14 protein-coding genes are annotated in these 17470 nt (G+C 70.8%); 10 read left to right on the plus strand and 4 right to left on the minus strand.

Features of this window, described 5'->3' with window-relative positions:
• Positions 1 to 6: 6 nt before the first annotated feature.
• Together rsgA and aroA are read right to left on the minus strand one after the other, a co-directional pair.
• Complete coding sequence (gene rsgA, locus RAC69_RS11200; RefSeq protein ID WP_375086878.1) at positions 7 to 1077, minus strand: ribosome small subunit-dependent GTPase A; 1071 nt, start codon at positions 1075 to 1077, stop codon at positions 7 to 9.
• On the minus strand, positions 1074 to 2399 hold the full coding sequence (aroA, locus tag RAC69_RS11205; RefSeq protein WP_375086879.1) for a 3-phosphoshikimate 1-carboxyvinyltransferase: 1326 nt from the start codon (positions 2397 to 2399) through the stop codon (positions 1074 to 1076). The genes rsgA and aroA overlap by 4 nt, the downstream gene beginning before the upstream one ends.
• A 70-nt stretch (positions 2400 to 2469) precedes the next feature.
• Here aroA and RAC69_RS11210 point away from each other — a divergent pair, with 70 nt between their 5' ends.
• From RAC69_RS11210 to RAC69_RS11220, 3 genes are read left to right on the plus strand one after another with little or no spacing between them, the layout of a single operon-like run.
• A complete protein-coding gene (locus RAC69_RS11210; protein ID WP_096714736.1) occupies positions 2470 to 3132 on the plus strand; it encodes a sigma-70 family RNA polymerase sigma factor in 663 nt (220 codons plus the stop codon).
• The gene (locus RAC69_RS11215; protein ID WP_096714735.1) at positions 3129 to 3374 is read left to right on the plus strand and encodes a zf-HC2 domain-containing protein; all 246 of its coding nucleotides are present in this window, start codon (positions 3129 to 3131) and stop codon (positions 3372 to 3374) included. The genes RAC69_RS11210 and RAC69_RS11215 overlap by 4 nt, the downstream gene beginning before the upstream one ends.
• A gap of 57 nt (positions 3375 to 3431) precedes the next feature.
• On the plus strand, positions 3432 to 4739 hold the full coding sequence (locus RAC69_RS11220; RefSeq protein ID WP_375086880.1) for a GNAT family N-acetyltransferase: 1308 nt from the start codon (positions 3432 to 3434) through the stop codon (positions 4737 to 4739).
• 75 nt (positions 4740 to 4814) lie between these two features.
• On the opposite strand, the gene RAC69_RS11225 is transcribed toward RAC69_RS11220, so the two are convergent.
• The gene (locus tag RAC69_RS11225) at positions 4815 to 8486 is read right to left on the minus strand and encodes a multifunctional oxoglutarate decarboxylase/oxoglutarate dehydrogenase thiamine pyrophosphate-binding subunit/dihydrolipoyllysine-residue succinyltransferase subunit (protein ID WP_375086881.1); all 3672 of its coding nucleotides are present in this window, start codon (positions 8484 to 8486) and stop codon (positions 4815 to 4817) included.
• A 160-nt stretch (positions 8487 to 8646) separates the two neighbouring features.
• Between RAC69_RS11225 and RAC69_RS11230 the strand changes: the two genes are divergently transcribed.
• The 3 genes from RAC69_RS11230 to RAC69_RS11240 all read left to right on the plus strand — a co-directional run bounded on the left by RAC69_RS11230 (position 8647) and on the right by RAC69_RS11240 (position 12585).
• Positions 8647 to 10101: a GuaB1 family IMP dehydrogenase-related protein gene (locus RAC69_RS11230; protein WP_375086882.1), complete on the plus strand. Its 1455-nt coding sequence runs from the start codon at positions 8647 to 8649 to the stop codon at positions 10099 to 10101.
• Positions 10102 to 10210: 109 nt separating this feature from the next.
• The gene (locus RAC69_RS11235) at positions 10211 to 11527 is read left to right on the plus strand and encodes a hemolysin family protein (RefSeq protein ID WP_375086883.1); all 1317 of its coding nucleotides are present in this window, start codon (positions 10211 to 10213) and stop codon (positions 11525 to 11527) included.
• The gene (locus RAC69_RS11240; RefSeq protein WP_375086884.1) at positions 11524 to 12585 is read left to right on the plus strand and encodes a hemolysin family protein; all 1062 of its coding nucleotides are present in this window, start codon (positions 11524 to 11526) and stop codon (positions 12583 to 12585) included. Before RAC69_RS11235 ends, RAC69_RS11240 begins: the two co-directional genes overlap by 4 nt.
• Positions 12586 to 12650: 65 nt before the next feature.
• On the opposite strand, the gene RAC69_RS11245 is transcribed toward RAC69_RS11240, so the two are convergent.
• Positions 12651 to 13718: an NADH:flavin oxidoreductase/NADH oxidase gene (locus RAC69_RS11245; RefSeq protein WP_375086885.1), complete on the minus strand. Its 1068-nt coding sequence runs from the start codon at positions 13716 to 13718 to the stop codon at positions 12651 to 12653.
• A 56-nt stretch (positions 13719 to 13774) separates the two neighbouring features.
• Here RAC69_RS11245 and RAC69_RS11250 point away from each other — a divergent pair, with 56 nt between their 5' ends.
• From RAC69_RS11250 to RAC69_RS11265, 4 genes are read left to right on the plus strand one after another with little or no spacing between them, the layout of a single operon-like run.
• Positions 13775 to 14632, plus strand: coding sequence for an NAD(P)H-hydrate dehydratase (locus tag RAC69_RS11250; protein ID WP_375086886.1), 858 nt, complete (start codon positions 13775 to 13777; stop codon positions 14630 to 14632).
• Entirely contained in the window at positions 14629 to 15867 is a 1239-nt protein-coding gene (locus RAC69_RS11255) for a hypothetical protein (protein ID WP_375086887.1), read from the plus strand. The genes RAC69_RS11250 and RAC69_RS11255 overlap by 4 nt, the downstream gene beginning before the upstream one ends.
• A gap of 4 nt (positions 15868 to 15871) precedes the next feature.
• Positions 15872 to 16201: a thiamine-binding protein gene (locus RAC69_RS11260; protein WP_341934895.1), complete on the plus strand. Its 330-nt coding sequence runs from the start codon at positions 15872 to 15874 to the stop codon at positions 16199 to 16201.
• A 40-nt stretch (positions 16202 to 16241) separates the two neighbouring features.
• Complete coding sequence (locus RAC69_RS11265; protein ID WP_375086888.1) at positions 16242 to 17459, plus strand: MFS transporter; 1218 nt, start codon at positions 16242 to 16244, stop codon at positions 17457 to 17459.
• Positions 17460 to 17470 lie beyond the last annotated feature (11 nt).

The following is a 17470-nucleotide window of genomic DNA, read 5'->3' on the forward strand; positions in this document are numbered from 1 at the left end:
CCCAGCCTAGCGGCCGGGTGTCTGCTCCGCCTTGTCCGCGAACGTTTGCAGCAGCCTCTGCAGCGAATCGAGACGCGCCCTGCCTGTCTCGCTCAGCTCACCGCGCTCGGCTGCTTCGATGAGTGCGCAGTCGGGAGCGTCGGGCAGGTGGGTGCAGCCGCGAGGGCACTGCTCGGCGATCGCCGCCAGCTCGGTGAACGCCGCGAGGATGTTCGCGGGATCGACGTGTCCCAGCCCGAACGAGCGCACTCCGGGGGTGTCGATGACCCAGCCTCGGCCACCGGGGCTCTCGTAGCGCAGCGAGACCGTCGACGAGGAGGTGTGGCGTCCGCGACCCGTGACCTGGTTCACGTGGCCTGTCGCGCGCAGCGCACCCGGCACGAGCGCGTTCACGAGCGTCGACTTGCCCACGCCGGAATGACCGACGAACACGGTCGAGTGGCCGACGAGGGCCTCGCCGATCTCGTCGACGGGCGTCTCGTCGCGCGCACTCGTGAAGACCCGCAGGTCCAGGCCGTCGAAGTGGGACAGGAACGCGGAAGGGTCGGCGAGATCGGTCTTGGTGACGACCAGGAGCGGGCGGATGCCGGCATCCAGCGCGGCGACGAGGTAGCGGTCGACCAGTCGCTCTCGCGGCTCCGGGTCGGCCGCCGCGACCACGACGAGCATCTGGTCGGCGTTCGCGACGATGACCCGCTCGACCTGGTCGGTGTCGTCGGCGCTCCGCCGCAGCAGCGACGTGCGATCGACGATGCCCACGATCCGACCGAGCGTGCCTTCGTCCCCGGAGGTGTCGCCGACGACGCGCGCACGATCGCCGGTCACGATGGGCGTGCGCCGGAGCTCCCGCGCCCTGGCGGCTGTGATGGTCCGCTCCTCGGGGGTGTCCTCGCCGATCATGACGGTGTAGCGGCCGCGGTCGACACCGAGAACACGGCCGATCTGGGCGTCCTCGTGCGCGGGGCGGCGCTTGGTGCGGGGGCGGTTCGCCTTCGGGTTCGGACGTGTGCGGATGTCGCTCTCGTCGTACCCCTCGTAGTCGTCGTCGAGGTCGTCGGAGTCGTCGAGCCAGCTCACGCGGACGCGCCTCGCAGCATCCTGTCCCAGAGGAGGGTGAACTCCGGCAGGGTCTTGGCGGTGGTGCCGATGTCGTCGACCTCGACCCCCGCGACGCGGAGCCCGACCAGCGCTCCGGTCGTCGCCATGCGGTGGTCGTGGTGCGCCATCCACACGCCGCCGTGCAGTTCGCGGGGGATGATCCGCAGCCCGTCGGGGAGCTCCTCCGCCTCGCCGCCGAGTTCGCGCAAATTGCGGATGAGCGCCGCGATACGGTCGGTCTCGTGCAGGCGGATGTGCCCGATGCCGCGGATCGTGGTCGGGCCCGCAGCGAACGCCGCGAGGCCGACGAGGGTCGGCGTGAGCTCGCTCGCGGCGGACAGGTCGAGGTCGAGGCCGCGGATCGCCGACCCCGCCTTGACCGTCAGTGCGCCGCCGTGGCGGCTGACGTGCGCGCCCATGGCCTGGAGGATCTCGGGCAGCAGGGCGCCAGGCTGCGTCGAGTGCACGGGCCACCCCGTGATCGAGACGGCTCCGCCCGTGACGAGCGCTGCCGCGAGGAAAGGGGCGGCGTTGGAGAGATCGGGCTCGATCGCGATCTCCTTCGCGCGGGGCACGCCGGCCTCGACGAGCCACTCTCCGGTGGCCGGCCGCTCGATGCGGATGCCGCGACGGCTCAGCGCCTCGATCGTCATGTCGATGTGCGGCAGGCTCGGCAGGTGCTCGCCGGTGTGCACGAGGTGCAGCCCCACGTCGAACCGCGGCGCCGCGAGGAGGAGACCGGAGACGAACTGGCTCGAGGCGGAGGCGTCGATCTCGACCCGCCCACCGCGGATGCGGCCGTGGCCGCGGATCGTGAAGGGGAGAGCCCACGTGCCCTCGTCGTCGATGTCGACGCCGAGGTCGCGCAGGGCGCTGATGAGGCCGCCCATCGGACGGTGCAGCGCGGTCTCGTGGGCGGTGAGATGCACGTCCTGCTCGGCCAGCCCCGCAAGAGGCGAGATGAACCGCATGACGGTGCCCGCCTGGCCGCAATCGATCGTCGTGCCGCCGCGGAGCTTCGCCGGCGTCACCACCAGATCGGGCCCGAACTCGCCGTCGCCGTCGACCTCTTCGATGCCGACGCCCAGGGCGCGGAGCGCGTCGACCATCCGGCGGGAGTCGTCGGAGTGCAGGGGCGCCACGAGGCGACCGGGTCCGTCGGCGATGGCGGCGATGATGAGCTCGCGGTTCGTCAGCGACTTCGAGCCGGGGATCGTGAGCGTGGCGCGCACGGCATCGGCGGTCGTCGGTGCGGCGTAGGAGCCCTGGGCCGGGGAGGGGGAATACCTGTTGGCGCTCATCGGTTCCCACCTTAGTAACAACGAGTCCCCGCCTCACCGATCGGCGCGGACTCGCCCAGGAGGAGAGAGAATGCTCGCCACGCTCGAACGCGGTTCGGTGCGCCTCGGCGGCCTAGACTGGCCGGTGATGGATGACACCGAGACGGTAGACACGGTCGGCGACCCTCGACGCGAGTTCGAGGAGCAGGCGCTGCCCTTCATGGACCAGCTCTATGCGGCGGCCATGCGCATGACGCGCAATCCCGCGGATGCGGCGGACCTCGTGCAGGAGACGTTCGTGAAGGCGTACGGATCCTGGTCGACGTTCGCACAGGGCACGAATCTCAAGGCCTGGTTGTACCGGATCCTCACGAACACGTACATCAACATCTACCGCAAGAAGCAGCGGGAGCCGTTCCAGGGGACCATCGACGAGCTCGAGGACTGGCAGCTGGGCGGCGCGGAGTCGACGACCGCTTCGCACAGCCGGTCGGCGGAGGCCGAGGCGATCGACCACATGCCGGCATCCGTCGTGAAGGATGCCCTGCAGGCGGTCCCCGAGGACTTCCGCCTGGCGGTGTACCTCGCCGACGTCGAGGGCTTCGCCTACCAGGAGATCGCCGACATCATGAAGACGCCCATCGGCACCGTGATGAGCCGCCTGCATCGGGGCAGGCGGATGCTTCGCGAGCTGCTGGCCGACTATGCCGCGGAGCGGGGAATCTCCGCGGCCGACACGAGGAGCAGGAAATGAGCGACTGCGGCTGCGACAAGGCGCGTCAGGATCTGGAGGAGTACCTCCGCAACGAGGTCTGCAAGACCGAGCACTCGGAGATCCGCGAGCATCTCGAGAACTGCCCGTCCTGCCGTGACGAGGCCCTCGTGGCGAAGACCCTCACCGAGGTCGTCGCCAGGGCGTGCAGGGAGACGGCGCCCGAAGAGCTGCGCGACCAGGTGTTCGCCCGTCTGCGTGAGGTGCAGGCCGCGCAGCACTGATCGCCGCGTGGGGTCGCCCCCTCGATCGACGTCGGTCATCGCCCATAGGCTGGGGACATGACGATCATCGACGCCCGCGACATCCCCGCCGACCCCGTATCCGCCGACCGTCTGTCTGCGGACGGACTCGAGTACCGGGTGCTGGACGTGACCGATCGTGTCGCGGCGGAGTCGTTCCAGCGCGCCGTGTCGCGCGGATTCCTCGGCGCGGAGCCGACGGCCGAGGCGCTCGAGTTCGGACGATCCACTGTCGAGTCACGCCGGAACGCCGGCGTCTACGACGCCGCCGTGCCCGACGGCCGACCCGTGGCTACGATCGACTCCTGGGTCACTCCGCTGACACTCCCGGGCGGCGCGCAGCTGCCGATGTGGGCGATCAGCGGGGTCACCGTCTCGGCGACCCATCGCCGCCGCGGCATCGCCCGTGCGCTCCTCGAGGGCGAGCTCCGCGCTGCCGCGACAGCGGGCGTCCCGCTCGCGGGCCTGACGGTGTCGGAGGCGACGATCTACGGTCGGTACGGCTTCGGTTCCGCCGTCCCGGTCGTGCGCTTCCGGGTGGATGCGCGTCGCGCGGGGTGGGCGGCGCCGGCCGCGTCAGGGCGTCTCGAGTACGTCGACCGCGACGCGCTGGCAGCCGAGCTGGGCGGTGTGCACGAACGCGCCCGAACCGCACGCCCCGGTCAGATCCCCGGCTGGTCCGTTCGCTGGGGCGGAATGGCGGGGCTGTCTCCGAGCGACACGGATCGCGACAAGGTGCGGGGTGTCCGGTACCGCGACGGCGCCGGGGAGGTCCGCGGCGCCATGGCCTACACCCTCGCCGAGGAGGGATCGGGCACGGCCTGGCGGCACACGCTCTCGGTGCGCCTGCTCGTGGCGGAGACCTCCGAGGCGACGGCGGCGCTGTGGAGGTTCGCGCTGCAGCACGATCTCGTCGATGGCGTCGAGGCCGAGCTGCGCCCGGTGGACGACCCGCTGCCGTGGCTCGTGCACGACCAGCGCGGTGTCACGCAGACGCTGCACGATCACGGCTGGCTGCGGATCCTCGACCTCGCCGCGTGTCTGACCGCGCGCCGCTACGCGGCCCCGCTCGACACCGTGCTCCGCGTGCACGACCCCCTCGGCTTCGCAGCGGGAGACTGGCGGCTCGTCATCGGTGCCGACGGACTGGCCCAGGTACAACCGGCTGACCCGGGTGCCGCCGATGTCGCGCTCGACGTCGCGGCTCTTTCTTCGCTCTACGTCGGCGGTGTGCGCGCCTCCGCCCTGCACGCCGCTGGTCGCATCGACGCAGAGGCGAATGCCGTCGCCGCGCTCGACCGCGCGTTCACCAGCACTCCGGCGCCGGGCCTCGACATCTGGTACTGACACCGCGTCACGACGAAGGGCGCCGCGACCGAGGTCGCGGCGCCCTTCGTGCGTCAGCTCCGGGCTCTGGTCCGATCAGGCGATCGTCAGTGCGTCGCGCAGCAGCTTCGCCTGCTCGGCGGCATGCACCTTCGAGGAACCCGTGGCGGGAGACGCCGAGGCCGGACGCGAGATCGGACGGAAGGTCCGGTCTCCCGGGACGTCGGCGAAAGCGAGCGCGAGGAACGGCCAGGCGCCCTGGTTCTCCGGCTCCTCCTGCACCCACACCAGCTCCGCGTTCGGGTACGAGTCGGTGATGGCCTTGAGAGCGTCGATCGGCGTCGGGTAGAGCTGCTCGAGCCGGACGAGTGCGATCTCGGGGTTCGGGTTCTTCTCGAGCTCCGAACGCAGGTCCCAGTGCACCTTGCCCGAGTGCACGAGCACGCGCTTGACGGCGGTGCGGTCCAGCTCGCGGGTGTCGTCGATCACGGGCTCGAAACGGCCCTGCGTGAACGCCTCGACCGGGCTGGTCGCGCCGCGCAGACGCAGCATGGCCTTCGGGGTGAAGACGATGAGCGGCTTGCGCGGACGCGCGTAGGCCTGACGGCGCAGCAGGTGGAAGTACGACGCCGGGGTCGAGGGGCGCGCGACGATCATGTTGTCCTGCGCGCACATCTGGAGGAAGCGCTCGATCCGCGACGAGGAGTGGTCGGGTCCCTGGCCCTCGTAGCCGTGGGGGAGGAGCAGCGTGACGCTGGACTGCTGCCCCCACTTCTGCTCGGCCGCGGAGATGTACTCGTCGATCACCGACTGGGCGCCGTTGACGAAGTCGCCGAACTGAGCCTCCCAGAGCACGAGAGCCTCGGGAGCCTCGACGGAGTATCCGTACTCGAAGCCGAGCGCCGCGTACTCGCTGAGCAGCGAGTCGTAGACGAAGAACCGCCCCTGCGAGTCGGAGAGGTTCGACAGCGGCAGCCACTCCTGGCCGTTCGCGCGGTCGTGCAGGGTCGCGTGCCGCTGCACGAAGGTGCCGCGTCGCGAGTCCTGACCGGCGAGGCGCACAGGCGTGCCCTCGACGAGAAGGGAGCCGAAGGCCAGCAGCTCGCCGAAGCCCCAGTCGATGTTGCCGTTGCGGCTCATGTCGAGGCGCTTCTCGAGCTGCTGCTGCAGCTTCGGGTGCACCGTGAAGCCCTCAGGCTTGTTGACGAAGGCGTCGCCGATCAGCTGGATGACCTCGTTCGAGACGCCGGTCACCTCGGGGGCTCCGACCTGCTCATCGACCGGCGCCTGCTCGGACACGACCGGGGTCGCGCCGGTCTCGGCGGCGTGGGTCTCGGCGAACGCGATCTCGAGCCGGTTCTGGAAGTCCGCCTTCGCCTGGTCGTACTCCTCCTCGGTGATGTCGCCGCGGCCGACGAGCGATTCGGTGTACAGCTTGCGGACCGAGCGCTTGGCCTGGATCAGGTCGGTCATGAGCGGCTGCGTCATCGAGGGGTCGTCGCCCTCGTTGTGGCCACGGCGGCGGTAGCAGACCAGGTCGATCACGACGTCGCGGTGGAAGCGCTCGCGGTACTCGAAGGCGAGCTGCGCGACGTGGATGACGGCTTCGGGGTCGTCGCCGTTCACGTGCAGCACCGGAGCCTGGATCGTCTTCGCGACGTCGGTGGCGTACACCGAGGTGCGGGAGTCGTTCGGGAGGGTGGTGAACCCGACCTGGTTGTTCACGACCACGTGGACCGTGCCGCCGGTGCGGTAGCCGCGGAGCTGGGACATCTGCAGCGTCTCGACCACGACGCCCTGTCCGGCGAACGCCGCGTCGCCGTGCACGAGGATCGGCAGCCAGGTGAAGGTGCCGATCGGCTTGCGGTCCTGCTTGGCCCGCACGATGCCCTCGAGCACGCCGTCGACGGTCTCGAGGTGCGAGGGGTTCGCGGCCAGGTACACGGGGAGCTCGGACCCGTCGTCGGCGACGAAGGTGCCCTGCGTGCCGAGGTGGTACTTGACGTCACCCGATCCGCGCTGGTTGCCCGGGGTCTGGGTGCCCTCGAACTCCTGGAAGACCTGGCCGTAGGTCTTGCCGGCGATGTTCGTCAGCACGTTGAGGCGGCCGCGGTGCGCCATGCCGATCGCGGCGCCCTCGAGGCCGGCCGTCGCCGCACCCTGGAGGATCTCGTCGAGCAGCGGGACGAGCGACTCGCCGCCCTCCAGCGAGAAGCGCTTCTGTCCGACGAACTTCGTCTGCAGGAACGTCTCGAAGGCCTCGGCCTCGTTCAGCTTGCGCAGCACGCGCAGCTGCTCGTCGTGGCCGGGCTTCTGGTACTTGACCTCGACCTTCTCCTGGAACCACCGGCGCTGCTCGGGGTCCTGGATGTGCATGTACTCGATGCCGAGGGTGCGGCAGTACGAGTCGCGGAGCACGCCGAGGATGTCGCGCAGCTTGGCCACGCGCCGCCCGCCGAAGCCTCCGGTGACGAACTCGCGGTCGAGGTCCCAGAACGTGAGACCGTGGCTCTCGATCTCGAGGTCGGGGTGCGAGCGCTGCACGTACTCGAGCGGGTCGATGTCGGCCATCAGGTGGCCGCGCACGCGGTAGGAGTTGATGAGCTCCTGCACTCGGGACTGCTTGTCGACGCGCTCGGCGAGGTCGACGGCGATGTCGGGGTTCCAGCGGATGGGGGAGTACGGGATGCGCAGAGCGGCGAAGATGTCGTCATAGAAGCCGCGCTGGCCGATGAGCAGCTCGTGCACCTTCTTGAGGAACTCGCCCGAGCCGGCACCCTGGATGACGCGGTGGTCGTAGGTGCTGGTGAGTGTGATCGTCTTGCCGATGGCAAGCTCGTTGAGCGTCTTCGGGCTCGCGCCCTGGAACTCCGCCGGGTACTCGAGGGCACCGGCGCCGATGATGCAGCCCTGGCCCTTCATGAGACGCGGCACCGAGTGCACCGTTCCGATGCCGCCCGGGTTGGTGAGCGAGACCGTCGTGCCCTGGAAGTCGGCCGCGGTGAGCTTGTTGTTGCGGGCACGGGTGACGAGGTCCTCGTAGGCGGTGAGGTACTCGGAGAAGGTCATGGTGTCGGCGCGCTTGATGCTCGGGACCATGAGGGCACGGGTGCCGTCCGGCTTCGGCAGGTCGATCGCGATGCCGAGGTTCACGTGCGCGGGTGCGACGACCGAAGGCTTGCCGTCGATCTCGGCGTAGAAGACGTTCTGGCTGCGGAACTCGTCGAGGGTGCGGATGAGCGCCCAGCCGATGAGGTGCGTGAAGCTGATCTTGCCGCCGCGCGTGCGTGCCATGTGGTTGTTGATGACGATGCGGTTGTCGATCATCAGCTTGGCGGGGATCGTGCGGACGCTGGTCGCGGTCGGGACGGTCAGCGACTCGTCCATGTTCGCGGCGAGGGTCTTGGGCAGTCCGCGGAGCGGCGTGACCTTGTCCTCCTCGGCGGCTTCCTCGGGCTCCTTGGCCGCGGGCTTGGGGGCCTGGGCGGGGATCGGAGCCGCTGCGGCGGGCTTCGCGGTGGTCCGTGCGACGGGCTGGGCGCCGATGACGGGGATGGGTGCGGTCACCGGGTGGGTCGTGGGTGCGCCCTCGGGTGCCGCCGGCGCTGTGCCGGACGCGGCATCGGAGTGGTACTTCTCGAGGATCGGCCACCACTCCTTGTCGACGGAGTCGCGGTTGACCTTGAACTGCTCGTAGAGCTCTTCCACGAGCCAGGAATTGGCTCCGAACCCCCCGTCGCCGCTGACGCCGGTCACCTGGTTCGACACGCTCGATCGCCCTCTTTCATCGCTGAATTCCACGTGTGCGCATCAGGACGTCAGGATGCGTCCGGGCCCGCACACTCTCGACCATCAAGCCTAACGTGTTTCCGCGGCGGATCGTCCAGGCGACGCCCCCGCGTCCGGTCGATCTCGGTACCGTGGAGTCATGGAGTTCTCCGGCGCAGCCCCCTCAGTCGATCTGACCTACTCTGACGTCTTCCTCGTGCCGCGTCGCTCGGCGGTGACGAGCCGGCTGCAGGTCGATCTCGCCCCGCTGGACGGAACGCCGGCGACGCTGCCGCTCGTCGCGTCGAACATGAACTCGGTCACCGGTCCGCGCCTCGCGGCCGTGCTCGCCAGGCGCGGCGGTCTCGGCGTGCTCCCGCAGGACCTCCCGTTGCAGGACCTCGACGCGGCGATCCGCGACGTGAAGGCCCAGCCGGTGCTGTGGGACACCCCCGTGGTGCTGCCGCCCGAGGCCTCGGTCTCGGACGCACTGCGTCTGTTCCCCGCCGCCCCCGGGCACGGCGTCGTCGTCGCCAGGGGCGACGCGCCGTACGATGCGGAGCGGATCCTCGGCATCCTCCCGGCGGCCAGGCTCGCGACCGCGCTGCCCGACGCGCAGCTCGGTGATCTCGTGCACGCGGGCACGCCGTCACTGGACGCCGACGACATCGGATCCGGAAGACACGCCTTCGACGTGATCACCGAGGCGGGCGTCGAGATGGTCACGGTGACGAGGCACGGACACCTCGTCGGCACGCTGAGCGCCCGCAGCGCGCTGCGCTCGACCCTGTACGGACCTGCCGTCGACGCGGACGGCCGCCTCGCCGTCGCGGCCGCCGTCGGCATCAACGGCGACGTCGCCGCCAAAGCGCGCGCGCTCGCCGGGGCGGGCGTCGACGTGCTGGTCGTCGACACCGCGCACGGTCACCAGGAGGGGATGCTGCACGCCTTGCGCGCCGTGGCCGACCTCGACCTCGGCATCCCGATCGTCGCGGGCAACATCGTCACCGCCGACGGCGTGGCCGACCTCGTCGAGGCCGGGGCGTCCATCCTCAAGGTGGGCGTCGGCCCGGGGGCCATGTGCACGACACGCATGATGACGGCCGTCGGCCGCCCGCAGTTCTCCGCGGTGCTCGAGACCGCCGAGGCCGCTCGCGCGCTCGGCGCCCACGTGTGGGCGGACGGGGGAGTGCGCTATCCGCGTGACGTCGCCCTCGCGCTCGCCGCCGGCGCGGCATCCGTCATGATCGGCTCGTGGTTCGCCGGCACGATCGAAGCGCCGGGGGAGCTGCAGTCGGATGCCGAGGGGCGAGTGTTCAAGGAGTCGTGGGGCATGGCGTCGACCAAGGCCGTGCAGGCGCGATTCGGCCGTCTCGACGCCTACGAGCGCGCCCGCAAGGAGCTGTTCGCCGAGGGCATCTCGTCGTCGAAGATCTATCTCGACCCGCTGCGCCCTGGCGTCGAGGACCTGCTGGACATGATCACCTCGGGCGTCCGCTCGTCCTTCACGTATGCCGGCGCGTCGTCGGTCCCCGAGTTCCACGAGCGGGCCCTCGTCGGGCTGCAGTCCGCGGCCGGGTACGAGGAGGGCAAGGCGCTCCCCGTCAGCTGGTGACGGCCCGGACGAGGGTCGGATCCCGTATTATTCTGCTCACTATGGACGACCCTCCCAGTTGCAGTACCTCGCCCCACCGCCCGCCTCTCATCCGTGAGGGGAACCTGTGATGGATTACATCCTGCTGGGCGTGGGGCTCCTGCTCACGATCGGCACCGGCCTGTTCGTCGCGAGCGAGTTCGCACTCGTCAATCTCGACCGTGCGGAGCTCGAGGCCCGTCAGGCCCGCGGGGAGACCCGCCTCGCCATGACGATCGGCGCTCTGCGGCACACGTCCACGCACCTGTCGGCCGCGCAGCTCGGCATCACTCTCACGACGCTGCTGACGGGGTACACGATGGAGCCGGCGATCTCGAACATGCTGCGCCCGACGCTCGTCGCCTGGAACTTCCCCGAGGCGACGGTGGCGCCGATCGCCACGGTCGTCGCGATGCTGATCGCGACGGCCCTGTCGATGATCCTCGGCGAGCTCGTGCCCAAGAACTTCGCCCTCGCTCTGCCGCGGCACACCGCCAAGCTCGTCGTGCCGTTCCAGGTCGCCTTCACCACGGTCTTCAAGCCGGCGGTGGTCGTGCTCAACGGATCGGCGAACGGCGTGCTGCGCGGCATGGGAATCGAGCCGAAGGAGGAGCTGTCCGGCGCGCGCACCGCGGAGGAGCTCTCCTCGCTCGTCCGTCGTTCCGCGAGCGCCGGCGTGCTGGAGGCCGACACGGCCACCCTGCTCGACCGGACGCTGACGTTCTCGCGGCTCACCGCGGCCGACGTGATGACAGCGCGGCCGAGCATGCACGCGATCGATGCGGCCGACCCGGCGGACGAGGTGCTGCGGATGGCGCGGCGCACCGGCCACAGCCGGTTCCCCGTCTACGGCGAGGACCTCGACGACATCACCGGGGTCGTGCACCTGAAGGCGGCCATCTCGGTGCCGCGCGATCGCCGGTCCGAGGTGCCGGCCGGGGCGCTGGCCACCGAACCGCTGCGGGTGCCCGAGACGGCGCACGTCGACGGACTCGTCGCCGAGCTGCGGGCACGCGGCTACCAGCTGGCGGTCGTGGTCGACGAGTACGGCGGCACCGCCGGCCTGGTGACCCTGGAGGACCTCGTCGAGGAGATCGTCGGCGAGGTGTCCGACGAGCACGACCGCACACGCGCCGGGGTCATCACCGGGCGCGACGGCATCACCTTCCCGGGTGAGCTGCGTCCGGACGAGCTGCGACGCCGCGCCGGCGTCGACGTCCCGGAGGGCGATGTGTACGACACGGTCGGCGGCTACGTGATGAGCGTCCTCGAGAGGGTGCCGGTCGTCGGAGACGAGGTGTCGCTCGACACGGGCACACTGCACGTCGTGAGGATGGACGGACGCCGCGTCGACCGCATCCGCTACGTCCCCGGTACGACCGACGTCGAGGGTGAGGTGACCCGATGAGCGATTGGGCTGGTATCGCCTGGCTCGTGGTCCTCCTCGTCGCCAACGCCTTCTTCGTCGGCGCGGAGTTCGCCGTGATCTCCGCCCGGCGCTCGCAGATCGAGCCGCGCGCCGAGCAGGGCTCCCGCTCCGCGAAGACCGCGCTGTACGCCATGGAGCACGCCACGCTCATGCTGGCCACGTCGCAGCTCGGCATCACGATCTGCTCGCTGCTGATCCTGAACGTGTCGGAGCCGGCGATCCACCACCTGCTCGCCGCCCCTCTGCATGCGATCGGCTGGTCGGATGCCGTGGTCGACACGGTGTCCTTCGCGATCGCCCTGCTGATCGTGTCGTTCTTGCACGTCGTGTTCGGCGAGATGGTGCCGAAGAACCTCGCGTTCTCGGTGCCCGACCGCGCCGTGCTGCTGCTCGCGCCGCCGCTGGTGTGGGTGTCGAAGGCGTTCATGCCGGTGATCTGGGTGCTCAACGCCGCCGCGAACGGCGTGCTGCGGCTGTTCCGTGTCGAGCCGAAGAACGAGGCGGCGTCGACCTTCACGCTGGACGAGGTCGCGACGATCGTCGACCAGTCCCGCCGTGAGGGCGTGCTCATGGACGCCGCCGGTGCGGTCGCCGCAGCCGTCGAGTTCACCGACAAGAAGGCCAGGGACGTCGCCGTGCCCCTCGGCGATCTCGTGACGCTGCCGCAGACGACCACTCCGGACGACATCGAGAAGGCGGTCGCCCGCTACGGGTTCTCGCGCTACGTGATCGTCGACGAGGAGGAGGCGCCCGTCGGGTACGTGCACCTCAAGGACATCCTGCGCGCGTCGGACGGTCCGGAGGCCGAGGCGAAGCTCTTCGAGCCGCTGCCCGCCAAGCGGATCCACCACATGGTGCCCGTGCAGGAGGACACCGACCTGGAGGATGCGCTCGCCGTCATGCGCCGCGCCGGCCGCCACCTCGCGAAGGTGCGCGACCGCGAGGGCCGCACGACCGCCGTGCTGTTCCTGGAGGACATCCTCGAGGAGCTCGTCGGCGAGGTGCAGGACGCCACGAGGCGCGTCCGCGGGCACTGACCTGCAGCGACGGCGGCCCCCCGGATGGGATGATCCGGGGGGCCGCCGTCGTGTCCGGCGGTGCCTCAGCGCCAGTGCGCGCGCTCGTACTGCGGCGGCCAGGCGATGTCGGCGCCCAGCTCGTGCGCCGCCCGCAGGCCGAAGTGCGGATCGCGCAGCCACTCGCGCCCGGCGAAGATCGCGTCGGCCGAGCCCTCGGCGAGCACCTGCTCCGCCTGCTCCGCCGCGGTGATGAGACCGACCGCCGACACGGGAATGCGACCGCCCTGCCGCACGGTCTCGGCCAGCGGCACCTGGTACCCCGGGTGCACGGCGATCTGCTGGTGGGCGACGAGTCCGCCGCTCGACACGTCGATGAGGTCGGCACCGTGCTCGGTCGCCCACGCCGCGACGGTGGCGGCCTCACCCGGCGTGAATCCTCCCTCGGCGTGATCGGTCGCCGAGATGCGCACGAACAGCGGCACGCCGTCTCCGACCTCGCGGCGCACGGCGTCGACGATGCGCAGCAGCAGGCGCGCCCGGTTCTCGAGAGATCCGCCGTACGCGTCGGTCCGTCGGTTCGAGAGCGGGGAGAGGAACTGGTGCAGCAGATACCCGTGCGCACCGTGCAGCTCGAGCACGTCGAAGCCCGCGTCGATCGCTCGGCGGGATGCCGTGACGAATCCGTCGACGACGGCGTCGATTCCGGCCTCGTCGAGCTCGGTCGGCGTGGCGTAGCCCTCGAACGCGACGGCTGACGGCGCGGTCGTGATCCAGCCGCCGTCGTCCGCCGGCACCGAGCCGCGCGCTCCGGCCCACGGCCACCACGTGGAGGCCTTTCGACCAGCGTGGGCGAGCTGCACACCCGCTGCAGCGCCGCGAGCATGGATCGCGTCGACGATCGGCGTCCAGGCGTCGCGCTGCTCGTCGTTCCACAGACCGGCATCCCGCGGGGAGATTCGCCCCTCGGGGACCACGGCGGTCGCCTCGGCGACGATGAGACCCGCCCCGCCGGAGGCGAACTGGGCGAGGTGCGTGTGGTGCCATTCCTGCACGACGCCGTCGACGGCGCTGTACATGCACATCGGCGACACCCAGAGGCGGTTGCGGAGGGTGACGGAACGGAAGGTCACGGGGGAGAAGAGGATGCTCACCCCACCACGCTACGACGCTGGTGCTCGCCCCGGGCCCATCGCACTAACGTGGAGGCATGTCCGATGCGCGTGAGTGGTCCCGCGGCGACACCGCCCGATTCCTGCGGGTGCCGGGCGCCGATGACGACAAGTACTCGCGCGGCGTCGTCGGTCTGCGCACGGGGTCGCCCGCCTACCCCGGCGCCGCGGTGCTGGGCGTCGAGGCCGCGTGGCGCACGGGAGCCGGGTTCGTCCGCTACATCGGCGAGGGCCGCGCGGCCGACGCCGTGCTGGCGCGCAGGCCCGAGACCGTGGTCGGCTCGCACGCGGTGGGCGCCCGGGTCGGCGCCTGGGTGATCGGGTCGGGGACCGATGCCGCATCCCGCACCGTCGAGGAGGAGCGGGAGCTGCGACAGATCCTCCGCGGCGCCGAACCCGTCGTGGTCGATGCCGGGGCGCTCGACCTCGCTGCCGACGTCGCGCTGGAACCCGCCGGCGATCGTGCCCCGACGCTGCTCACTCCGCACGGGCGCGAGTTCGCGCGTCTCCAGCGTCGCCTCGGCGTGGCTGAGGATTCCGACCGATCGCGCGCCGCGGCCGCTGCGGCTGCGGCCGTCGGCTCGGTCGTGCTGCTCAAGGGCGCGCGCACGCTCGTCGCCGCGCCCGACGGTGGCGTCATCGCGGTCGAGGCGGGGACCGGGTGGCTATCGACGGCGGGAACCGGGGACGTGCTCGGGGGAGTGCTCGGCGCGCTGCTCGCTGCGAATCCGAATGCCGACGTCGCCGAGGTCGCCGCGGCGGGAGCGTGGCTGCACGGGCACGCCGGTCGACGTGCTGCGGGCATCCCGGAGGATGCGGACGGACCGGGCCGCCCGATCGTCGCTCTCGACGTCGCCGAGGCCCTACCCGTCGTCATCGCGGAACTCCTGGCATGAGCCGAGGGGGGTCGGCGCACGTCGTGCTGCTGTGGATGGCGTTCCTCGCCGTGCACGTCATCACCGCCGTGGCTGGCTGGGTGTACCCCAGCCAGCCGATGGGCGATGTCGTCCTCGTGTACGAGCCCTGGTCGGCCGCGGCGCTGTCAGGCGGGCCGATCGTCGGCGTCACCGAGACCTGGGTGTACCCGCAGCTCGCGCTCGTGCCGATGCTCGCGGCGAAGCTGCTCGCGGCGCCGCTCGTCGGAGCCCTGGGGGTGTCCAGCGCCTACCTGGTGGCATGGGCGGCACTCGTCGCCGCTCTCGACGCGCTCGCCTTCGCTGCGCTGGTCGGACGATCGCCCTCGCGGCCACGCCGTCTCGGAGCGTGGTTCTGGGTCGCGGCGCTCCTGCTGCTCGGCCCGATCGCGCTGTACCGGATCGACGCGATCACGGTGCCGATCGCCGTCGTCGGCGGCCTCTGGCTGACACGCCGGCCCGCGGTCGCCGCGGCGCTGCTCACAATCGGCGCGTGGATCAAGATCTGGCCCGGAGCGCTGCTCGCCGCGGCGATCGTGGCCGCGAGTACCCGGATGCGGATGCTACTGACGGCGGCAGCGGTCTCCGCAGCGATCGTCGGCGGGCTGCTCGTCCTCGGCGCGGACTCCGAGATCTTCGGCTTCCTCACGGAGCAGACCGGGCGCGGACTGCAGATCGAGGCGGTGGCGGCGACGCCGTTCCTGTGGCTCGCCGTCGCCGGTACGGCGCGCATCGAGTACAGCTTCGACATCCTGACCTTCCAGATCGGCGCCCCGGGTGCGGAGGCCGTCGGTGCGGTGCTGACGCCCCTCATGCTCGTGCTCGTCGTCGCGCTCGCGGCGATCGGTGCGCGCGCGGCGATGCGCGGAGCATCCGTCTCCCGGCTCCTGCCTCCCCTGGTGCTTTCCCTCGTCGTGGCGCTGATCGTGCTCAACAAGGTCGGATCGCCGCAGTTCCAGACCTGGCTGATCGCCCCGGTGGTGCTCTGGCTGGTCCTCGACCGGTCGAGGGCGACGACCCCCGCCGTCATCGTTCTGGCGCTGTGCGCACTGACGTGCCTCGTGTACCCGCTGAACTACGACGCTCTGCTGCGGGCGGACCTCGTGCCCGTCCTCGTCCTCACCCTGCGCAACGCTCTGCTCGTCGTGCTCCTCGTCGTCGGCATCCGCGCGCTCGTGCAGGTGCCCGCCCACCGATCGTCCACCATCAGGGAGTGAACCCATGCTGATCGCCTTCTCCGTCGCCCCGAGCGGCACCCCCTCCGACGGCTCGGACCGCGCCGACGCGTCCGTTCACGACGCCGTCGCCGCCGCCGTCCGCGTCGTGCGCGCCTCCGGGCTGCCGCACCGCACCACGAGCATGTTCACCGAGATCGAGGGACCCGACTGGGACACGGTCATGGATGTCGTGAAGCGCGCGACCGAGGCCGTCATGCCGTTCGGGTCCCGGGTGTCGCTCGTGCTCAAGGCCGACATCCGGCCCGGGTATTCGGGCGAGCTCGACGCGAAGATCGAGCGGCTCGAGGCCGCGATCGACGACGCGCACGACTGACCGGCGATCCGGCGTCGGCGTCAGCCGCTAAGCTGATCCGGTGAATCCCTCGACTGAATCGAGGGGTGCGGCGAAGTGGGCGCTCCTCTCCCTCGCCATCGGCAGCTTCGGCATCGGCATGACCGAGTTCGTCATCATGGGCCTGCTGCCCAACATCGCCGGCGAGCTGCTGCCCGGGCTCTGGGCGCGCAGCCAGGAGGACGCTCTCGGCCAGGCCGGCTGGCTGATCTCGCTGTACGCGCTCGGTGTCGTGGTGGGGGCTCCCACGATCGCGGGCTTCGTCGCACGGTTCCCGCGGCACCGCGTGATGATCGGCCTCGCGCTCGCCCTCACCGTCTTCAACGCCCTGACCGTCGTGCTGCCCACGTTCGAGCTCGTCGGCGTCTCGCGTTTCCTCGCCGGTCTCCCGCACGGCGCCTACTTCGGCATCGGCGCTCTCGTCGCCGCCGAGGTCATGGGTCCGGGCAACCGCGCCAAGGGCGTGGCGTTCATCCTCACCGGCCTCACGGTCGCGAACGTCGTGGGCGTGCCCCTCGGCACGTTCCTCGGCCAGCAGTGGGGGTGGCGAGCGGCGTTCGGCGTTGTCGCCCTCGTCTTCGCGATCGCCACGATCTGCATCCTCCTTTTCGTCCCGGAGCACCCGGGGACGCCGGGACGCACCATGAGGCAGGAGCTCGGGGTGTTCCGCATCCCTCAGGTCTGGTTCACGCTCGGCATCGGGTCGATCGGCTTCGGCGGATTCTTCGCCGTGTACAGCTACATCGCCCCGCTCGTCACCGAGGTCGCCGGATCGCCGGAGTGGGTGGTGCCGATCGTGCTCGTCCTCATGGGCATCGGAATGACGGTGGGCAACCTCGTCGGCGGCCACCTCGCCGACATCGACCTGCGCCGCACGCTGCTGTTCGGCCTCGCGGCCATGGCGGGGGTGTTCGTGCTGCTCGCACTGCTCTCGGCGTGGATCGTCACCCTCGCGCTGCTCGTGCTCGTGGTCGGCTTCGTCTCGGCAGCGCTGAGCCCGACCATCCAGACACGGCTCATGGATGTCGCCGGCGACAACCAGTCGATCGCCGCGGCCATCAACCACTCGGCCCTGAACATCGGCAACAGCCTCGGCGCCTTCCTCGGCGGCGTCGTGATCGCCGTCGGGTGGGGCTTCACCGCTCCGTCGTGGACGGGCGCGGCCTTGGCGCTCGCGGGTCTGTTGATCGCCCTGATCGCCTACCGCGCCGACGCGCGGCGTCCGGCACTCGTCTCCTGATCAGGTGCCCG

Origin of the sequence: Microbacterium sp. LS_15, assembly GCF_041954735.1 — a bacterium.
In the GTDB taxonomy this organism is placed as follows: Bacteria; Actinomycetota; Actinomycetes; order Actinomycetales; family Microbacteriaceae; genus Microbacterium.

Coding starts and splice junctions, on each gene's coding strand:
- aroA (WP_375086879.1), bottom strand. CDS start 2,399: ATGAGCGCCAACAGGTATTCCCCCTCCCCGGCCCAGGGCTCCTACGCC.
- RAC69_RS11210 (WP_096714736.1), top strand. CDS start 2,470: ATGCTCGCCACGCTCGAACGCGGTTCGGTGCGCCTCGGCGGCCTAGAC.
- RAC69_RS11215 (WP_096714735.1), top strand. CDS start 3,129: ATGAGCGACTGCGGCTGCGACAAGGCGCGTCAGGATCTGGAGGAGTAC.
- RAC69_RS11220 (WP_375086880.1), top strand. CDS start 3,432: ATGACGATCATCGACGCCCGCGACATCCCCGCCGACCCCGTATCCGCC.
- RAC69_RS11230 (WP_375086882.1), top strand. CDS start 8,647: ATGGAGTTCTCCGGCGCAGCCCCCTCAGTCGATCTGACCTACTCTGAC.
- RAC69_RS11235 (WP_375086883.1), top strand. CDS start 10,211: ATGGATTACATCCTGCTGGGCGTGGGGCTCCTGCTCACGATCGGCACC.
- RAC69_RS11240 (WP_375086884.1), top strand. CDS start 11,524: ATGAGCGATTGGGCTGGTATCGCCTGGCTCGTGGTCCTCCTCGTCGCC.
- RAC69_RS11250 (WP_375086886.1), top strand. CDS start 13,775: ATGTCCGATGCGCGTGAGTGGTCCCGCGGCGACACCGCCCGATTCCTG.
- RAC69_RS11255 (WP_375086887.1), top strand. CDS start 14,629: ATGAGCCGAGGGGGGTCGGCGCACGTCGTGCTGCTGTGGATGGCGTTC.
- RAC69_RS11260 (WP_341934895.1), top strand. CDS start 15,872: ATGCTGATCGCCTTCTCCGTCGCCCCGAGCGGCACCCCCTCCGACGGC.